We start from the raw sequence: 16,330 nt of genomic DNA, 5'->3' as shown, positions 1-16,330 counted from the left end.
CTTATGTTTCCCGAAAGCTTTACCTTTTCCATCGCCGATTGGGTCAACGGTTGGGTTGATTCGCTGGTCACCAATTACGGCGATGTGTTCCGCCAGATCTCCGACACCCTGCTGTGGGCCATCGTCAACCTCGAAGGCCTGCTGCGCGCGGCACCCTGGTGGCTGATGCTGGCCATCGTCGCCGGCATTGCCTGGCACGCGACCCGCAAAGTGGTGACCACGGCGGTGATTGTCGGCTTGCTGTTCCTGGTGGGCGCGGTCGGCCTGTGGGACAAGCTGATGCAAACCCTGGCATTGATGATGGTCGCCACCTTGATCGCGGTGCTGATCGGCATTCCGCTGGGCATCCTCTCGGCCCGCAGCAATCGCCTGCGTTCGGTGTTGATGCCGTTGCTGGACATCATGCAAACCATGCCCAGCTTCGTGTACCTGATCCCGGTGCTGATGCTGTTCGGCCTGGGCAAGGTGCCGGCCATCTTCGCCACCGTGATCTATGCCGCGCCGCCGCTGATCCGCCTGACTGACCTGGGGATTCGCCAGGTCGACGGCGAAGTGATGGAAGCGATCAACGCCTTCGGTGCCAACCGCTGGCAGCAACTGTTTGGCGTGCAACTGCCGCTGGCCCTGCCGAGCATCATGGCCGGGATCAACCAGACCACCATGATGGCCCTGTCGATGGTGGTGATCGCCTCGATGATCGGTGCCCGTGGCTTGGGCGAAGACGTGTTGGTCGGCATCCAGACCCTCAACGTCGGGCGCGGACTGGAAGCCGGCCTGGCGATTGTGATTCTCGCAGTGGTCATTGACCGCATTACCCAGGCCTACGGTCGTCCACGGCATGAGGTGAGCAAATGAGCAACGCAGCCAAGATCGAAGTCAAAAACGTGTTCAAGATTTTCGGCAGTCGTTCGGCCGAGGCGCTGAGCATGATTGGCCAGGGCAAGAGCAAGGACCAGGTGCTGGCCGAGACCGGTTGCGTGGTCGGGGTCAATGACCTGTCCCTGTCCATCGGCACCGGCGAGATCTTCGTGATCATGGGCTTGTCGGGCTCCGGCAAGTCGACTCTGGTGCGCCACTTCAACCGCCTGATCGACCCCACCAGCGGTGCGATCCTGGTGGACGGCGTGGACATCCTGCAGTACGACATGCAGGCGCTGCGTGAATTCCGCCGGCACAAAATCAGCATGGTGTTCCAGAGCTTTGGCCTGTTGCCCCACAAGAGTGTGCTGGACAACGTCGCCTACGGCCTGAAAGTGCGCGGCGAGACCAAGCAGGTGTGCAGCGAGCGTGCCATGCACTGGATCAACACCGTGGGCCTGAAGGGCTACGAGAACAAGTACCCGCATCAGCTCTCCGGCGGTATGCGCCAGCGCGTCGGCCTGGCCCGGGCGTTGGCGGCGGACACCGACATCATCCTGATGGACGAAGCGTTCAGTGCCCTCGACCCGCTGATCCGCGCCGAAATGCAGGACCAGTTGCTGGAGCTGCAAAAGACGCTGCACAAGACCATCGTGTTCATTACCCACGACCTGGACGAAGCCGTGCGCATTGGCAATCGCATCGCGATTCTCAAGGATGGCCGGTTGATCCAGGTCGGCACGCCCAAGGATATCCTGCACTCGCCAGCCGATGAGTACGTCGACCGGTTTGTACAGCGGCGGGCGGTGGTGGTCTGATCCGGGCCTTGTGGCGGCAGGGCAGCCTCTTCGTGAGCAGGCTCGCTCCCACAAGGTGTGTGCAAACGCCGATTCCCCCTGTGGGAGCGAGCCTGCTCGCGAAGGCGTCCGTGAAGTGCAGTTGCACCCATATTTTGTGTTGTAAGGATGAGGTTAACGATGTCCCAGGCAGAAAAAATCATCATCGCCGACGCCCCGGTGCGTTGGCAGGACGTAGTCGCCGTGGCCCGTGGCGGCGCACCGCTTGAGCTGTCCGCCAGCACTTGGGCGCGGATTGAAAATGCCCAGGCCATCGTCCAGCGCATCGTTGTCAGCGGCGAGCGTGCTTATGGGGTGAACACCGGGCTGGGGGCGTTGTGCAACGTCTCGCTGCAAGGCGAGCAACTGAGCCAACTGTCGCGCAACACCTTACTCAGCCACGCCTGTGGCGTTGGCGCACCGCTGGCGGACGAACAGACCCGGGCGATCATGGTCGCGGCGATCACCAATTACAGCCAGGGCAAGTCCGGCGTGCACCGGCAAGTGGTCGAGGCGCTGTTGGCACTGCTCAACCGGGGCATCACTCCACACGTGCCGTCCCAGGGCTCGGTGGGCTACCTGACGCACATGGCGCACATCGGCATCGCGCTGCTGGGCGTCGGCAATGTCAGCTACCGTGGGCAGATTGTCCCGGCCCAGCAGGCCCTGGCCGAAGAGGGCCTTGAGCCTGTGGTACTGGGGGCCAAGGACGGTTTGTGCCTGGTCAACGGCACGCCGTGCATGAGCGGCCTGAGCTGCCTGGCCCTGGCCGATGCCAGCCACCTGCTGCAATGGGCCGACGTGATCAGCGCCATGAGCTTCGAAGCCCAGCGCGGGCAGATCGCCGCGTTCGACGCCGAGATCATCGCCCTCAAGCCCCATCCCGGTATGCAGCAGGTCGGTCGCAACCTGCGCGCCTTGCTCGATGGCAGCGAAGTGATCGCCACCAGCCTGGGCATTCGTACCCAGGACGCACTGAGCATTCGTTCGATCCCCCAGGTCCACGGCGCCGCCCGCGACCAACTGGCGCACGCGCGCCGGCAGATCGAGACCGAGCTGAACTCGGTCACCGACAACCCGATGCTGCTGGGCACTCCGGATAATTTCCGGGTGGTATCCCAGGCCAACCCCCATGGTCAGTCGGTGGCCCTGGCGGCTGATCTGCTGGCGATTGCCATGGCGGAGATCGGTTCGATTGCCGAGCGTCGCCTCGACCGCTTGATCAACCCTCACGTCAGCGGTCTGCCGGCGTTTTTGGTGGCCAACCCGGGGGTCAACTCCGGCCTGATGATCGTGCAATACGTCGCCGCCTCGCTGTGCGCGCAGAACCGCCAGTTGGCGCAGCCGGCGGTGCTCGACAACTACGTCACCTCGGGTCTGCAGGAAGATCACCTGAGCATGGGCACCAACGCGGCGCTGAAGCTTTCCCAGGTGTTGGAGAACTGCACGCAGATCCTCGCCATCGAGTACCTGCTGGCGGCCCAGGCCTTTGACTTTTTGAAAGACCAGCGCTTTGGCGTCGGCACCGATACCGCCTGGCGCCTGCTGCGCGAGCGCGTGGCCGTCTACGACCAGGACCGCTGGCTGGCCCCGGAAATCGCCCGTGCGGCTTCGATTCTCAAGGATCCGATTTTGCTGCACCGAGCACTGCCGAACATCGACTGATATCGACCCAAGCCAGCGTGCCAAGGCGCCATCCGCATACCCTGCGGGCAGCGACGGACAACGGGTATTTCCGGAGCGTCTGGACAGTGAATAAAAAACTCTCAAAAGGAGCATGACATGACTGTGCTGAACCTTATTCCAGGCCAACTGAGCCTTGCCCAACTGCGTGCCGTGTACCAACAGCCCGTGCGCGTCACCCTGGACGCCAGCGCCACGGCGCCGATCGAAGCCAGCGTGGCTTGTGTGGAGCAGATCCTCGCCGAGAACCGCACCGCCTACGGTATCAACACGGGTTTTGGCCTGCTGGCCTCGACGCGCATCGCCAGCGAAGACCTGGAAAACCTCCAGCGCTCGCTGGTGCTGTCCCATGCCGCCGGTGTCGGTGAGCCGATCAGCGACGCCCTGGTGCGCCTGGTCATGGTGCTCAAGGTCAACAGTCTGAGCCGGGGGTTCTCCGGGATTCGGCGCCTGGTGATCGACGCGCTGATCGCCCTGATCAACGCCGAGGTTTATCCGCACATTCCGCTGAAGGGCTCGGTGGGCGCTTCGGGTGACTTGGCGCCGTTGGCCCACATGTCCCTGGTGCTGCTGGGCGAAGGCAAGGCCCGCTACAAGGGCGAATGGCTGCCGGCCACCGAAGCGCTGAAAGTCGCGGGCCTGACCCCGCTGACCCTGGCGGCCAAGGAAGGCCTGGCGCTGCTCAACGGCACCCAGGTGTCCACCGCCTACGCCCTGCGTGGCCTGTTCGAAGGGGAGGACCTGTTCGCCGGCGCCCTGGCCCTGGGCGCCCTGACCGTCGAAGCGGTCCTGGGCTCGCGCTCGCCGTTCGATGCGCGGATCCACGCCGCCCGTGGCCAGAAAGGCCAGATCGACGCCGCGGCGGCTTACCGCGACCTGCTGGGCGAACGCAGTGAAGTCAGCGCTTCGCACCAGAATTGCGACAAGGTCCAGGACCCGTACTCCCTGCGCTGCCAGCCGCAAGTCATGGGCGCCTGCCTGACCCAGCTCCGCCAGGCCGCCGAGGTGCTGGTCGTCGAAGCCAACGCGGTGTCCGACAACCCATTGGTGTTCGCCGCTGAAGGCGACGTGATCTCCGGCGGCAACTTCCACGCCGAGCCGGTGGCCATGGCCGCCGACAACATGGCCCTGGCCATCGCGGAAATCGGTTCCCTGAGTGAGCGCCGCATCTCGTTGATGATGGACAAGCACATGTCGCAACTGCCGCCGTTCCTGGTGGCCAACGGCGGCGTCAACTCCGGCTTCATGATCGCCCAGGTGACGGCGGCGGCCCTGGCCAGCGAGAACAAGGCCCTGGCCCATCCGCATTCGGTGGACAGCCTGCCCACCTCTGCCAACCAGGAAGACCATGTGTCGATGGCCCCGGCGGCGGGCAAGCGTCTGTGGGAAATGGCCGAGAACACCCGTGGCGTGCTGGCGGTCGAGTGGCTGGCCGCGTGCCAGGGCCTGGACCTGCGCAACGGCCTGAAGACCTCGACCAAGCTGGAAAAGGCCCGCGCCATCCTGCGTGCCGACGTGCCGTTCTATGAGAAGGACCGCTTCTTCGCCCCGGACATCAACGCCGCGAGCGAGTTGCTGGCCTCGCGCTGCCTGAATGAGCTGGTGCTGGCCACGTTGCTGCCGAGCCTGTAAGGACCTTTTCGCGAGCAGGCTCGTTCCCACAGGAAACACACCGAACCTGTGGGAGCGAGCCTGCTCGCGATACGAATTTGAAATTTGTGGAGACTAAGGGATGAAAACCCTCTGGCAACACTGCCATGTCGCAACCATGGCGCAGGGCGCGTACTCGATCATCGAGGACGCGGCCATCGTGACGTCCGGTGCGCACATCGAGTGGATCGGCCCGCGCCACGCACTGCCATCCGGCGAGTACCCGGCGGTCAACGACCTGCAGGGCGCCTGGGTCACCCCGGGCCTGATCGACTGCCATACCCACACGGTGTTTGGCGGTAACCGCAGCGGCGAGTTCGAGCAGCGCCTGCAAGGCGTCAGCTATGCCGAGATCGCGGCAGCCGGTGGCGGCATTGCCAGCACCGTGCGCGCCACCCGCGCCGCCAGCGAGGACGAGCTGTTCGCCAGCGCCGCCAAACGGTTGAAAAGCCTGCTGCGCGATGGCGTGACCACGGTCGAGATGAAATCCGGCTACGGCCTGGACCTGGCCAGCGAGCGCAAGATCCTGCGGGTCATTCGCCGCCTGGGTGCCGAGCTGCCGGTCAGCGTGCGCAGCACCTGCCTGGCGGCCCACGCCTTGCCCCCGGAATACGTCGGCCGCGCCGACGCCTACATCGAGCACATCTGCACGCGGATGCTGCCGGCGTTGGCGAGCGAAGGGCTGGTGGATGCGGTGGATGCGTTCTGTGAGTACCTGGCGTTTTCGCCTGAGCAAGTGGAGCGGGTGTTCATTGCCGCGCAAGCGCTCGGCCTGCCGGTGAAGCTGCACGCCGAGCAACTGTCGTCGCTGCATGGCGCCAGCCTGGCGGCGAAGTATCACGCGCTGTCGGCCGATCACCTGGAGTTCATGACCGAAGAAGACGCCATTGCCATGGCCGCCAGCGGCACTGTCGCCGTGCTGCTGCCGGGGGCGTTCTACTTCCTGCGCGAAACCCAGTTGCCGCCGATGGACCTCTTGCGCAAGCACCAAGTGAAGATCGCCATCGCCAGCGACCTCAACCCCGGCACCTCGCCGGCGTTGTCGGTGCGCCTGATGCTGAACATGGCCTGCACCTGTTTCCGCATGACCCCGGAAGAAGCCCTGGCCGGCGCGACCATTCACGCCGCCACCGCGCTGGGCATGCAACAGACCCACGGTTCGCTGGAGGCCGGCAAGGTGGCCGACTTCGTCGCGTGGCACATCGATCGTCCGGCCGACCTGGCTTACTGGTTGGGCGGGGACCTGGAAAAACGCGTCGTGCGTCACGGCGTTGACGTCGAACTGTAGGAGAACCGCTGTGGATAACGTCCTGACCTTCAAACAAGGCCGTGTGCCGCTGCTGATCAGCATGCCCCACGCCGGCGTGCGCCTGACGCCGGCGGTGCAGGCCGGGCTGATCCCCGAGGCCCAAAGCCTGCCGGACACCGACTGGCACATTCCAAGGCTCTACGCCTTTGCCGAGGAACTGGGAGCCAGCACCCTGGCGGCGCAATACTCACGGTTCGTGATTGACCTCAACCGTCCGTCCGACGACAAACCGCTGTACGCCGGTGCGACCACCGGCCTGTACCCGGCGACGTTGTTCGACGGCGTGCCGTTGTTCCGCGAAGGCCTGGAGCCGACGCCGGCGGAGCGGGCCACCTACCTGGAACACATCTGGGCGCCGTACCACGCGACCTTGCAGCAGGAACTGGCACGGCTCAAGGCCGAGTTCGGCTATGCCTTGCTGTTCGATGCCCACTCGATCCGCTCGCTGATCCCACACCTGTTCGACGGCAAACTGCCGGACTTCAACCTGGGCACGTTCAACGGCGCCAGTTGTGATGGGCAGTTGGCCGCCGAGTTGACAGCGGTCTGCGCCCGGCACAGCGACTACCGCCATGTGCTCAACGGTCGCTTCAAGGGTGGCCATATCACGCGCCACTACGGCAACCCGGGCCAGAACATCCATGGGGTGCAACTGGAGTTGGCACAGTGCAACTACATGGAAGAGTTCGAGCCGTTCCGCTATCGCCCCGACCTGGCCGAGCCCACCCAGGTGGTGCTGCGGGAATTGCTGCAAGGGATGTTGGCCTGGGGAGCCAAGCACTACAGCGCATAACCCTCGTGGGAGCGAGCCTGCTCGCGAAGACATTGGCTCAGTCACGATGATGTTGACTGTCCCGTCCTCTTCGCGAGCAGGCTCGCTCCCACAGGGACTTCCCGCCGGAATCGGTTGTAAAACCCCCATTTTCTCCAAGGACATGCTCATTGCGGCATTCGGGTTTATGATGCCCAACGGCAGAATAAAAGAAGTCCCCCCAGGGATGACCTCGACCCCTTACGGAGCGCGCAATGCAGACTTTGTACCCGCAGATCAAACCCTACGCCCGGCATGATCTGGCCGTCGATGAGACCCACACCCTGTATGTCGATGAAAGCGGTTCACCGCACGGTTTGCCGGTGGTGTTCATTCACGGTGGCCCCGGGGCGGGTTGCGATGCGCAGAGCCGGCGCTACTTCGATCCGAGCCTGTATCGCATTGTCACCTTCGACCAGCGCGGCTGCGGTCGCTCGACGCCGCACGCGAGCCTGGAGAACAACACCACCTGGGACCTGGTGGCCGACCTTGAGCGTATTCGCCAGCACCTGGGCATCGACAAATGGGTGCTGTTCGGCGGTTCCTGGGGCTCGACCCTGGCGCTGGCCTATGCGCAAACCCATCCTGAGCGTGTACACGGCCTGATTCTGCGCGGGATCTTTCTGTGCCGGCCGCAGGAAATCGAGTGGTTCTACCAGGCCGGCGCCAGTCGCCTGTTCCCCGACTACTGGCAGGACTACATCGCCCCCATCCCGCTGGAGGAGCGCGACGACTTGCTCAACGCGTTCCACAAGCGCTTGATCGGCAACGACCAGATCGCCCAGATGCACGTGGCCAAGGCCTGGTCGCTGTGGGAAGGCCGCACGGCCACCCTGCGCCCGAACCCGCTGGTGGTCGATCGCTTCTCCGAGCCGCAGCGCGCACTGTCGATTGCCCGGATCGAGTGCCATTACTTCACCAACAACGCATTCCTTGAGCCCAACCAGTTGATTCGTGACATGGGCAAGATTGCCCACCTGCCGGGCGTCATCGTCCATGGCCGCTACGACGTGATCTGTCCACTGGACAACGCCTGGGAACTGCACCAGAACTGGCCCAACAGCGAGCTGCAAGTGATTCGCGACGCGGGCCATGCCGCCTCTGAACCGGGGATCACCGACGCGCTGGTGCGCGCCGCCGATCAGATGGCCCGGCGCCTGCTCGACCTGCCGCCCGAAGAAGCATGAAGGGCCTGCTGCAGCGCGTGCGCGGCGCGCGGGTCGAAGTGGCGGGGCAGATCGTTGGCGCAGTTGACCAGGGGTTGCTGGTGCTGGTGGCGGTGGAACCGGGCGATACCCAGGCAAACGCCGACAAACTTGTGCAGAAGCTGCTTAACTATCGGGTGTTCAGTGACGCCGAGGGCAAGATGAACCTGTCCTTGGCCGATGTGGGCGGTGGTTTGCTGCTGGTCTCGCAGTTCACCTTGGCCGCCGACACTAAAAATGGCTTGCGCCCGAGCTTCACTACCGCTGCCCCACCGGCACTGGCAGAACAGCTTTTTGACTATTTATTAGTCAAAGCGCAACAGTTGCATGGCACTGTGGCATCAGGCAGATTTGGCGCGGACATGCAGGTGCATTTGGTCAATGATGGCCCGGTGACCTTCCTGTTACAGACCTGAAAGCGTTTGAAACATCTTTTCACAGGTGTTTCGGCCTAAAACAGGGGTGTTTCACGATAAATACTTTGTTACCCCTGATGCGTTGTCACGCGGCCTACTAGATAATCCCGCGCTGCGGGGATCAGCGTTCGTTGGCCCATTTTTGACTTAGGTAGAGACTTGTCCGTAACCGCTTGGGGAATCATTTAGCCCCATCGGAGTCGGAACAATGCTCGCCAACCTGGCATGAGTGGTTTGCACCACCTGGTCTAGCCGTTGGTTTTTTGATTTGTTTTCGGCGAGGGTTGCTCGTGATTGTTAGTCCCTGTAATACACCAAATTTGTTTGCCAAACGGTTACGAAGCGCACTGGTGACAGGCTCTGCACTGCTGTGCCTGTTCAGCGCCGGCCAGCTTTGGGCATTCAATCTGGATGATGTGGCGGCCAAGGCCAAAGAGTTGGCCGGGCAAAAGTACCAGGCCCCGCGCAGCAATCTGCCGAACGAATTCCGTGAGATGAAATTCGCGGACTATCAAAAAATTCGCTTCCTGAGCGAAAAAGCTGAGTGGGCGGAGAAGAAGACCCCCTTCAAGCTGTCGTTCTATCACCAGGGCATGCACTTCGATACGCCGGTGAAAATCAACGAAATCACGGCGAACACCGTCGAAGAGATCAAATACGACCCAAGTCGTTTCGATTTCGGTGACATGAAGGTCGACCCGAAATCCACCGAGCAACTGGGTTATGCCGGTTTCCGTGTCTTGTACCCGATCAACAAGGCGGACAAGCAGGACGAGATCATGACCATGCTCGGCGCCAGCTACTTCCGCGTCGTCGGCAAGGGTCACACCTATGGCTTGTCCGCCCGTGGCCTGGCCATCGACACCGCGCTGCCGTCCGGTGAAGAGTTCCCGCGCTTCACCGAGTTCTGGATCGAAGAGCCGAAGCCGACCGACAAGCACCTGGTGATCTTCGCCCTGCTGGACTCGCCGCGCGCGACCGGTGCCTACCGGTTGATCCTGCGCCCGGGCAGCGACACCATCGTCGACGTCAAGGCCCAGGTGTTCCTGCGTGAGAAGGTCAGCAAGCTGGGCATCGCCCCACTGACCAGCATGTTCCTGTTCGGCGCCAACCAGCCGTCGAAAGTGCTCAACTACCGTCGCGAGCTGCACGACTCCAGTGGCCTGTCGATCCATGCCGGCAATGGCGAGTGGATCTGGCGTCCGCTGAACAACCCTAAACACCTGGCGGTGAGCAACTTCAGCGTCGAGAACCCGCGTGGGTTCGGCCTGTTGCAACGGGGTCGCGACTTCAGCCACTACGAAGACCTCGACGACCGCTATGACAAGCGTCCAAGCGCCTGGATCGAGCCGCGTGGCGACTGGGGCAAGGGCACCGTCGACCTGGTCGAGATCCCGACCGCCGACGAGACCAACGACAACATCGTCGCGTTCTGGAGCCCGGAAAAGCTGCCTGAGCCAGGCCAGCCGCTGGACTTCGCCTACCGCCTGCACTGGACCATCGACGAAGCCTCCCTGCATGCGCCGGACAGCGCCTGGGTGCAGCAAACCCTGCGTTCCACCGGCGATGTGAAACAGTCCAACCTGATCCGTCAACCAGACGGCAGTGTGGCTTACCTGGTGGACTTCGAAGGCCCGTCCCTGGCGGCCCTGCCAGAGAACACCGACGTGCGCAGCCAGGTCAGCGTGGGCGACAACGCCGAGCTGGTCGAGAACAGCGTGCGCTACAACCCCGTCACCAAAGGCTGGCGCTTGACCCTGCGGATGAAGATCAAGGACCCGGGCAAGTCCACCGAGATGCGTGCCGCCCTGGTCAAGGACATCGTCAAGGCCGACCTGGCCAAGACGCTGCCGACGTCCAACTCGTCCGTTGCCAAGGCCGACAAGGTCGCCGCCAAGCAACAGGAAAAGAAAGACAAGGAAGCCCAGCAGGCTGAAGCGAACACCGCTCAAGACAAGCCGCTCAAGGATGCCAAGGACCAGGGCAACAAAGACGCCAAGCAGTCAGTCGCTGCCGACGCGGCCCCAGCCACACCGGAATCGGCCCCGACTGAAGAAGTCCTGACCGAGACCTGGAGCTACCAGTTGCCCGCCGATGAGTAATTCCCACGTACAGCCAGAGACTCTGCGCGAGTATCTGGCGCACATGCCGATGACCGATGAGCAGCGCGCCGAGCTGGCGGGCTGCACGTCCTTCAGCGAACTGCATCAACGTCTGTCGTCCAAGACCTTCGATGACCCGAGCGACGCCGCACAGGCATCGGTCGGGCGCCGGCTGACCTTGAACTCAGCCGAGGAGCTGGAAGAGGCCGAGATGCTGGTGCTGGATGCCAGTGGCCGGGTGTGCCTGAAGGCCACCCCGCCGATTCGTCGGACCAAGGTCGTGCCGGAACCCTGGCGCACCAATATCCTGGTGCGTGGCTGGCGCCGGCTGACCGGCCGCACCAATCCACCGAAACCGCCGAAGGATGAACGGGTGTTGCCGGCGGCGCGCTGGCGCACGGTGGGCTCGATCCGGCGCTACATCCTGCTGGTACTGATGCTGGGCCAGACCATCGTTGCGGGCTGGTACATGAAAGGCATCATGCCGTACCAGGGCTGGTCGTTCGTCGACCTGGACGAAGTCCTGCATCAGCCGCTGGTGCAAACCGCCACCCAGGTGCTGCCTTATGCCCTGCAAACCAGCATCCTGATCCTGTTCGGGATTTTGTTCTGCTGGGTCTCGGCCGGTTTCTGGACCGCGCTGATGGGCTTTCTTGAGTTGCTCACCGGGCACGACAAGTACCGCATCTCCGGCAAAAGCGCCGGCAACGAGCCGATTGCCAAGGAGGCTCGCACCGCGCTGGTGATGCCGATCTGCAACGAAGACGTGCCACGGGTGTTCGCCGGTTTGCGCGCCACGTTCGAGTCGGTGGCCGCCACCGGTGACCTGGACCGTTTCGACTTCTTTGTCCTTAGCGACAGTAACGACTCCGATATCTGTGTCGCCGAGCAACAGGCCTGGCTGGACGTCTGCCGCGAAGCCAAGGGCTTCGGCAAGATCTTCTACCGTCGCCGCCGCCGCCGCGTGAAGCGTAAAAGCGGTAACCTGGACGACTTCTGCCGTCGTTGGGGCGGTGACTACAAGTACATGGTGGTGCTCGACGCCGACTCGGTCATGAGCGGCGAGTGCTTGACCAGCCTGGTGCGCTTGATGGAAGCCACGCCGGACGCCGGGATCATCCAGACCGCGCCACGTGCCTCGGGCATGGACACCCTGTATGCGCGCATGCAGCAGTTCGCCACCCGGGTGTACGGTCCGCTGTTCACCGCCGGCCTGCACTTCTGGCAGTTGGGTGAGTCCCACTACTGGGGCCACAACGCGATCATCCGCATGAAGCCGTTTATCGACCACTGCGCCCTGGCGCCGTTACCCGGTAAAGGCGCGTTCTCCGGGGCGATCCTGTCCCACGACTTCGTCGAAGCCGCGCTGATGCGCCGTGCCGGCTGGGGCGTGTGGATTGCCTACGACTTGCCGGGCAGCTATGAAGAGCTGCCGCCGAACTTGCTCGACGAACTCAAGCGTGACCGTCGCTGGTGCCACGGTAACCTGATGAACTTCCGCCTGTTCCTGGTCAAGGGCATGCACCCGGTGCACCGCGCGGTGTTCCTGACGGGGGTGATGTCCTACCTGTCGGCGCCGTTGTGGTTCTTCTTCCTGGTGCTGTCGACGGCCTTGCTGGCGGTCAACACGCTGATGGAGCCGCAGTACTTCCTGGAACCGCGCCAGCTCTATCCGCTGTGGCCACAATGGCACCCGGACAAGGCCATCGCGCTGTTCTCCACCACCATCGTGCTGCTGTTCCTGCCCAAGTTGCTGAGCATCATCCTGATCTGGGCCAAGGGCGCCAAAGAGTTCGGCGGCAAGTTCAAGGTGACCTTGTCGATGCTGTTGGAGATGCTGTTCTCCATGCTGCTGGCGCCGGTGCGGATGATCTTCCATACCCGTTTCGTGCTCGCCGCGTTCCTGGGCTGGGCCGCGACCTGGAACTCGCCGCAGCGTGACGATGACTCGACGCCTTGGAGCGAAGCGCTCAAGCGCCACGGTCCACAGACCTTGCTGGGCTTCTTCTGGGCCCTGCTGGTGATCTGGCTGAACCCGAGCTTCTTGTGGTGGCTGGTGCCGATCGTCGGTTCGCTGATGTTGTCGATCCCGGTGTCGGTGATCTCCAGCCGGGTGAAGCTGGGCCTCAAGTCCCGCGACGAGAGCCTGTTCCTGATCCCCGAGGAGTACAACCCGCCGCAGGCCTTGCTGGCCACCGACCAGTACACCCATGAAAACCGTTGGCATGCACTGAACGACGGCTTCATCCGGGCAGTGGTCGACCCGCAGCAGAACGCCCTGGCGTGTGCATTGGCAACATCGCGACACAATCATGCCGAGCCGATCGAAGCGCTGCGTGCCGAGCGTGTGCGTCATGCGCTGGACGTTGGCCCGGCAGGGCTGGACAACCACGCGCGTCTGCAACTGCTCAGCGATCCAGTGGCCCTGGCCCGCCTGCACGAGCAGGTCTGGAGCGAAAGCAGTGCCCCATGGCTAGACGCTTGGCGTCAATCGGTGAAAGCCGATCCCCATGCGCCGCTGCTGCCGCTCAAGCCGGCCATGGCCCAGGCCTGACCGGCCCAACAAAAAGCCCCGCTACTGAAAAGTAGCGGGGCTTTTTGTTGGGCGACGGATTATTCCCGCACGGTGCGTCGAGCAATAACGGGTAACAATTCCTACTCGCCCCCTTGTGCAAACGGCCGAGTGCGTTAGCATCGCACCCTTCTCTGGCGCGCCCGGGCACGCTTGTCCGTCGCCGTTGGTTTTTTCGCGCAAGTCCTTGGCTTGCTTACTACAAAAAAAGTTGGGGACTTTGATGATGAAGAAGTATCTCTCGATGCTGCTGGTCGGCGTCACGGCATTGGTTGCAGTCAACGCGGCGCACGCCGGTGCCATCGATGACGCAGTCAAGCGCGGTACGCTGAAAGTCGGCATGGACCCGACCTACATGCCGTTCGAAATGACCAACAAGCGCGGCGAGATCATCGGCTTCGAAGTCGACCTGCTCAAAGCCATGAGCAAGGCCATGGGCGTCAAGCTGGAGTTGGTGTCCACCGGCTACGACGGGATCATCCCGGCCCTGCTGACCGACAAGTTCGACATGATCGGCAGCGGCATGACCCTGACCCAGGAACGCAACCTGCGCCTGAACTTCAGCGAACCCTTCATCGTGGTCGGCCAGACCTTGCTGATCCGCAAGGAGCTGGAAGGCACCATCAAGTCCTACAAAGACCTGAACACCGCTGACTACCGCATCACGTCCAAGCTGGGCACCACCGGTGAGATGGTTGCCAAGAAGCTGATCGCCAAGGCCAAGTACCACGGCTACGACAACGAGCAGGAAGCGGTGCTCGACGTGGTGAACGGCAAGGCCGATGCCTTCATCTATGACGCGCCGTACAACGTGGTGGCGGTGAACAAGGTCGGCAACGGCAAGCTGGTGTTCCTCGACGAGCCGTTCACCTACGAGCCGCTGGCCTTCGGCCTGAAGAAGGGCGACTACGACAGCATCAACTTCATCAACAACTTCCTGAACCAGATCCACAAAGACGGCACCTACGATCGCATCCATGACAAGTGGTTCAAAGACACCGCTTGGTTGAAGGATATGGAGTAACACTCGGTCAGATAGACCGAGTTGCCCTCATTCGCGAGCAGGCTCGCTCCCACTGACTGATAATGCGGTCCATTGTGGGAGGGAGCTTGCCCGGGAAGAGGGCCTCCCAGGCAATACACACCCCGGAATGTCCAATGAAACAGAAAAAAGCCCAATGGCCCTGGCACGTGCTGACCGTGCTGGTGTTGATCGGCGTGGCGGGCGCGTTGTACTACGCCACCTCGCTGATGTCCTACGAGTGGCGCTGGAACCGTGTGCCGCAGTACTTCGTCTATCACGCCGAAGACACCCAGCGTGCCGCTGACCTGTCCACGGTCACGGAATTGGTGCGCAAAGGCGACAAGGCCGAAGTGACCCTGCGCAACGACGCCGGCAAAGAGCAGGTGCTGAACGTCGACGCCAATAGCCTGCAAGTGGCGCGCGGCGACGACGTGGCCGAAGGCGATGTGGTCGGCGTGACCCGGCATTGGGCGGCAGGGCCGCTGTTGTGGGGCCTGTGGACGACGTTGTGGCTGTCGGTGGTGTCGGGGGTGTTGGGGTTGCTGATCGGGCTGGCGACCGGCCTGTGCCGGCTGTCGAGCAACCCGACCTTGCGCGACCTGTCGGGGATCTACATCGAGCTGGTGCGCGGAACGCCGCTGCTGGTACAGATTTTCATCTTCTATTTCTTCATCGGCACCGTGCTCAATCTGTCCCGCGAGTTTGCCGGGATCGCCGCGTTGTCGCTGTTCACCGGCGCCTATGTGGCCGAGATCATTCGTTCCGGCGTGCAGTCGATTGCCCGCGGGCAAAGCGAAGCGGCCCGCTCCCTGGGCCTCAATGCCAGTCAGTCGATGCGCCACGTGGTCCTGCCGCAGGCATTCAAGCGCGTACTGCCGCCGTTGGCGGGCCAGTTCATCAGCCTGGTGAAAGACACCTCGCTGGTATCGGTCATCGCCATCACCGAGCTGCTCAAGAGCGGCCGTGAAGTCATCACCACCTCGTTCTCGCCGTTCGAAATCCTGTTCTGCGTGGCCGGGTTGTACCTGTTGATCAACCTGCCGCTGTCGAAAATGGCCAGCCGGCTTGAGCGGAGGCTCGCGCAAAGTGATTGAAGTCCGCGAACTGGTAAAAGTCTTCGACACCCGCGGCCAGGTGGTGCGCGCGGTGGATAACGTCACCACCCAGGTCGCCAAGGGCGAGGTGCTGGTGGTGATCGGTCCGTCCGGCTCCGGCAAGTCGACGTTCCTGCGCTGCCTCAATGGCCTGGAGGAATTTGACTCCGGCTCCGTGAGCATCGACGGCCTGCAACTGGATAACCCCAAGACCGACGTCAACGCTTACCGCCGTGAAGTCGGCATGGTGTTCCAGCACTTCAACCTGTTCCCGCACATGACCGTGCTGGAGAACCTGTGCCTGGCGCAGAAGGTGGTGCGCAAGCGCGGCAAGAAGGAGCGCGAGGCCAAGGCCATGGCGCTGCTGGAGAAGGTCGGCATCGCGCAGAAAGCCAATGAGTTTCCGTCGCGGCTGTCGGGCGGCCAGCAACAGCGCGTGGCGATTGCCCGGGCGTTGGCCATGGAACCCAAGGTCATGCTGTTCGACGAGCCCACCTCGGCGCTGGACCCGGAGATGGTCGGCGAAGTGCTGGACGTGATGAAGACCCTGGCGCTGGAAGGCATGACCATGGTCTGCGTGACCCACGAAATGGGCTTTGCCCGGGAAGTGGCCGACCGGGTGCTGTTCTTCGATCACGGCAAGTTGCTGGAAGACGCCGCGCCGGCCGAGTTCTTCGACGCCCCGAAGGACCCGCGGGCGCAGGCGTTTTTGCGTCAGGTCCTGTAGCCTCGGCGTCACCTCGGTCTAAAGCCGACCGAGGCGGTTGAAT

Annotated in this window: 13 protein-coding genes; all 13 read left to right on the top strand. The window is 63.0% G+C overall.

Annotation, left to right across the window (positions count from 1 at the left end):
- The first annotated feature begins 3 nt into the window (after positions 1-3).
- Positions 4-855 (top strand): ABC transporter permease, encoded by an 852-nt coding sequence (locus BMW74_RS19375; RefSeq protein WP_093425236.1) that lies wholly within the window; start codon positions 4-6, stop codon positions 853-855.
- Positions 852-1,676, top strand: coding sequence for a quaternary amine ABC transporter ATP-binding protein (locus tag BMW74_RS19370; protein ID WP_093425234.1), 825 nt, complete (start codon positions 852-854; stop codon positions 1,674-1,676). Before BMW74_RS19375 ends, BMW74_RS19370 begins: the two co-directional genes overlap by 4 nt.
- A 159-nt stretch (positions 1,677-1,835) precedes the next feature.
- Positions 1,836-3,359: a histidine ammonia-lyase gene (hutH, locus tag BMW74_RS19365; RefSeq protein WP_093425232.1), complete on the top strand. Its 1,524-nt coding sequence runs from the start codon at positions 1,836-1,838 to the stop codon at positions 3,357-3,359.
- A 117-nt stretch (positions 3,360-3,476) separates the two neighbouring features.
- On the top strand, positions 3,477-5,009 hold the full coding sequence (hutH, locus tag BMW74_RS19360; protein WP_093425230.1) for a histidine ammonia-lyase: 1,533 nt from the start codon (positions 3,477-3,479) through the stop codon (positions 5,007-5,009).
- A gap of 100 nt (positions 5,010-5,109) precedes the next feature.
- Entirely contained in the window at positions 5,110-6,315 is a 1,206-nt protein-coding gene (gene hutI, locus BMW74_RS19355) for an imidazolonepropionase (protein WP_093425228.1), read from the top strand.
- A 10-nt stretch (positions 6,316-6,325) separates the two neighbouring features.
- A complete protein-coding gene (gene hutG, locus BMW74_RS19350; protein WP_093425226.1) occupies positions 6,326-7,129 on the top strand; it encodes an N-formylglutamate deformylase in 804 nt (267 codons plus the stop codon).
- A gap of 233 nt (positions 7,130-7,362) precedes the next feature.
- Entirely contained in the window at positions 7,363-8,334 is a 972-nt protein-coding gene (pip, locus tag BMW74_RS19345) for a prolyl aminopeptidase (RefSeq protein ID WP_093425224.1), read from the top strand.
- Positions 8,331-8,768, top strand: coding sequence for a D-aminoacyl-tRNA deacylase (gene dtd / locus BMW74_RS19340; protein WP_093425222.1), 438 nt, complete (start codon positions 8,331-8,333; stop codon positions 8,766-8,768). Before pip ends, dtd begins: the two co-directional genes overlap by 4 nt.
- A 290-nt stretch (positions 8,769-9,058) precedes the next feature.
- The gene (locus tag BMW74_RS19335; RefSeq protein WP_093425437.1) at positions 9,059-10,870 is read left to right on the top strand and encodes a glucan biosynthesis protein; all 1,812 of its coding nucleotides are present in this window, start codon (positions 9,059-9,061) and stop codon (positions 10,868-10,870) included.
- A complete protein-coding gene (gene mdoH / locus BMW74_RS19330) occupies positions 10,863-13,424 on the top strand; it encodes a glucans biosynthesis glucosyltransferase MdoH (protein ID WP_093425220.1) in 2,562 nt (853 codons plus the stop codon). The genes BMW74_RS19335 and mdoH overlap by 8 nt, the downstream gene beginning before the upstream one ends.
- A 244-nt stretch (positions 13,425-13,668) precedes the next feature.
- Entirely contained in the window at positions 13,669-14,466 is a 798-nt protein-coding gene (locus BMW74_RS19325) for a transporter substrate-binding domain-containing protein (RefSeq protein WP_093425434.1), read from the top strand.
- A gap of 134 nt (positions 14,467-14,600) precedes the next feature.
- A complete protein-coding gene (locus BMW74_RS19320) occupies positions 14,601-15,560 on the top strand; it encodes an amino acid ABC transporter permease (protein ID WP_093425218.1) in 960 nt (319 codons plus the stop codon).
- A complete protein-coding gene (locus BMW74_RS19315) occupies positions 15,553-16,287 on the top strand; it encodes an amino acid ABC transporter ATP-binding protein (protein ID WP_093425215.1) in 735 nt (244 codons plus the stop codon). The genes BMW74_RS19320 and BMW74_RS19315 overlap by 8 nt, the downstream gene beginning before the upstream one ends.
- Positions 16,288-16,330: the final 43 nt, after the last annotated feature.

The organism is Pseudomonas sp. ok272 (genome assembly GCF_900109995.1).
In the GTDB taxonomy this organism is placed as follows: Bacteria; Pseudomonadota; Gammaproteobacteria; order Pseudomonadales; family Pseudomonadaceae; genus Aquipseudomonas.
This window is presented reverse-complemented; position numbering and strand designations above follow the sequence as displayed.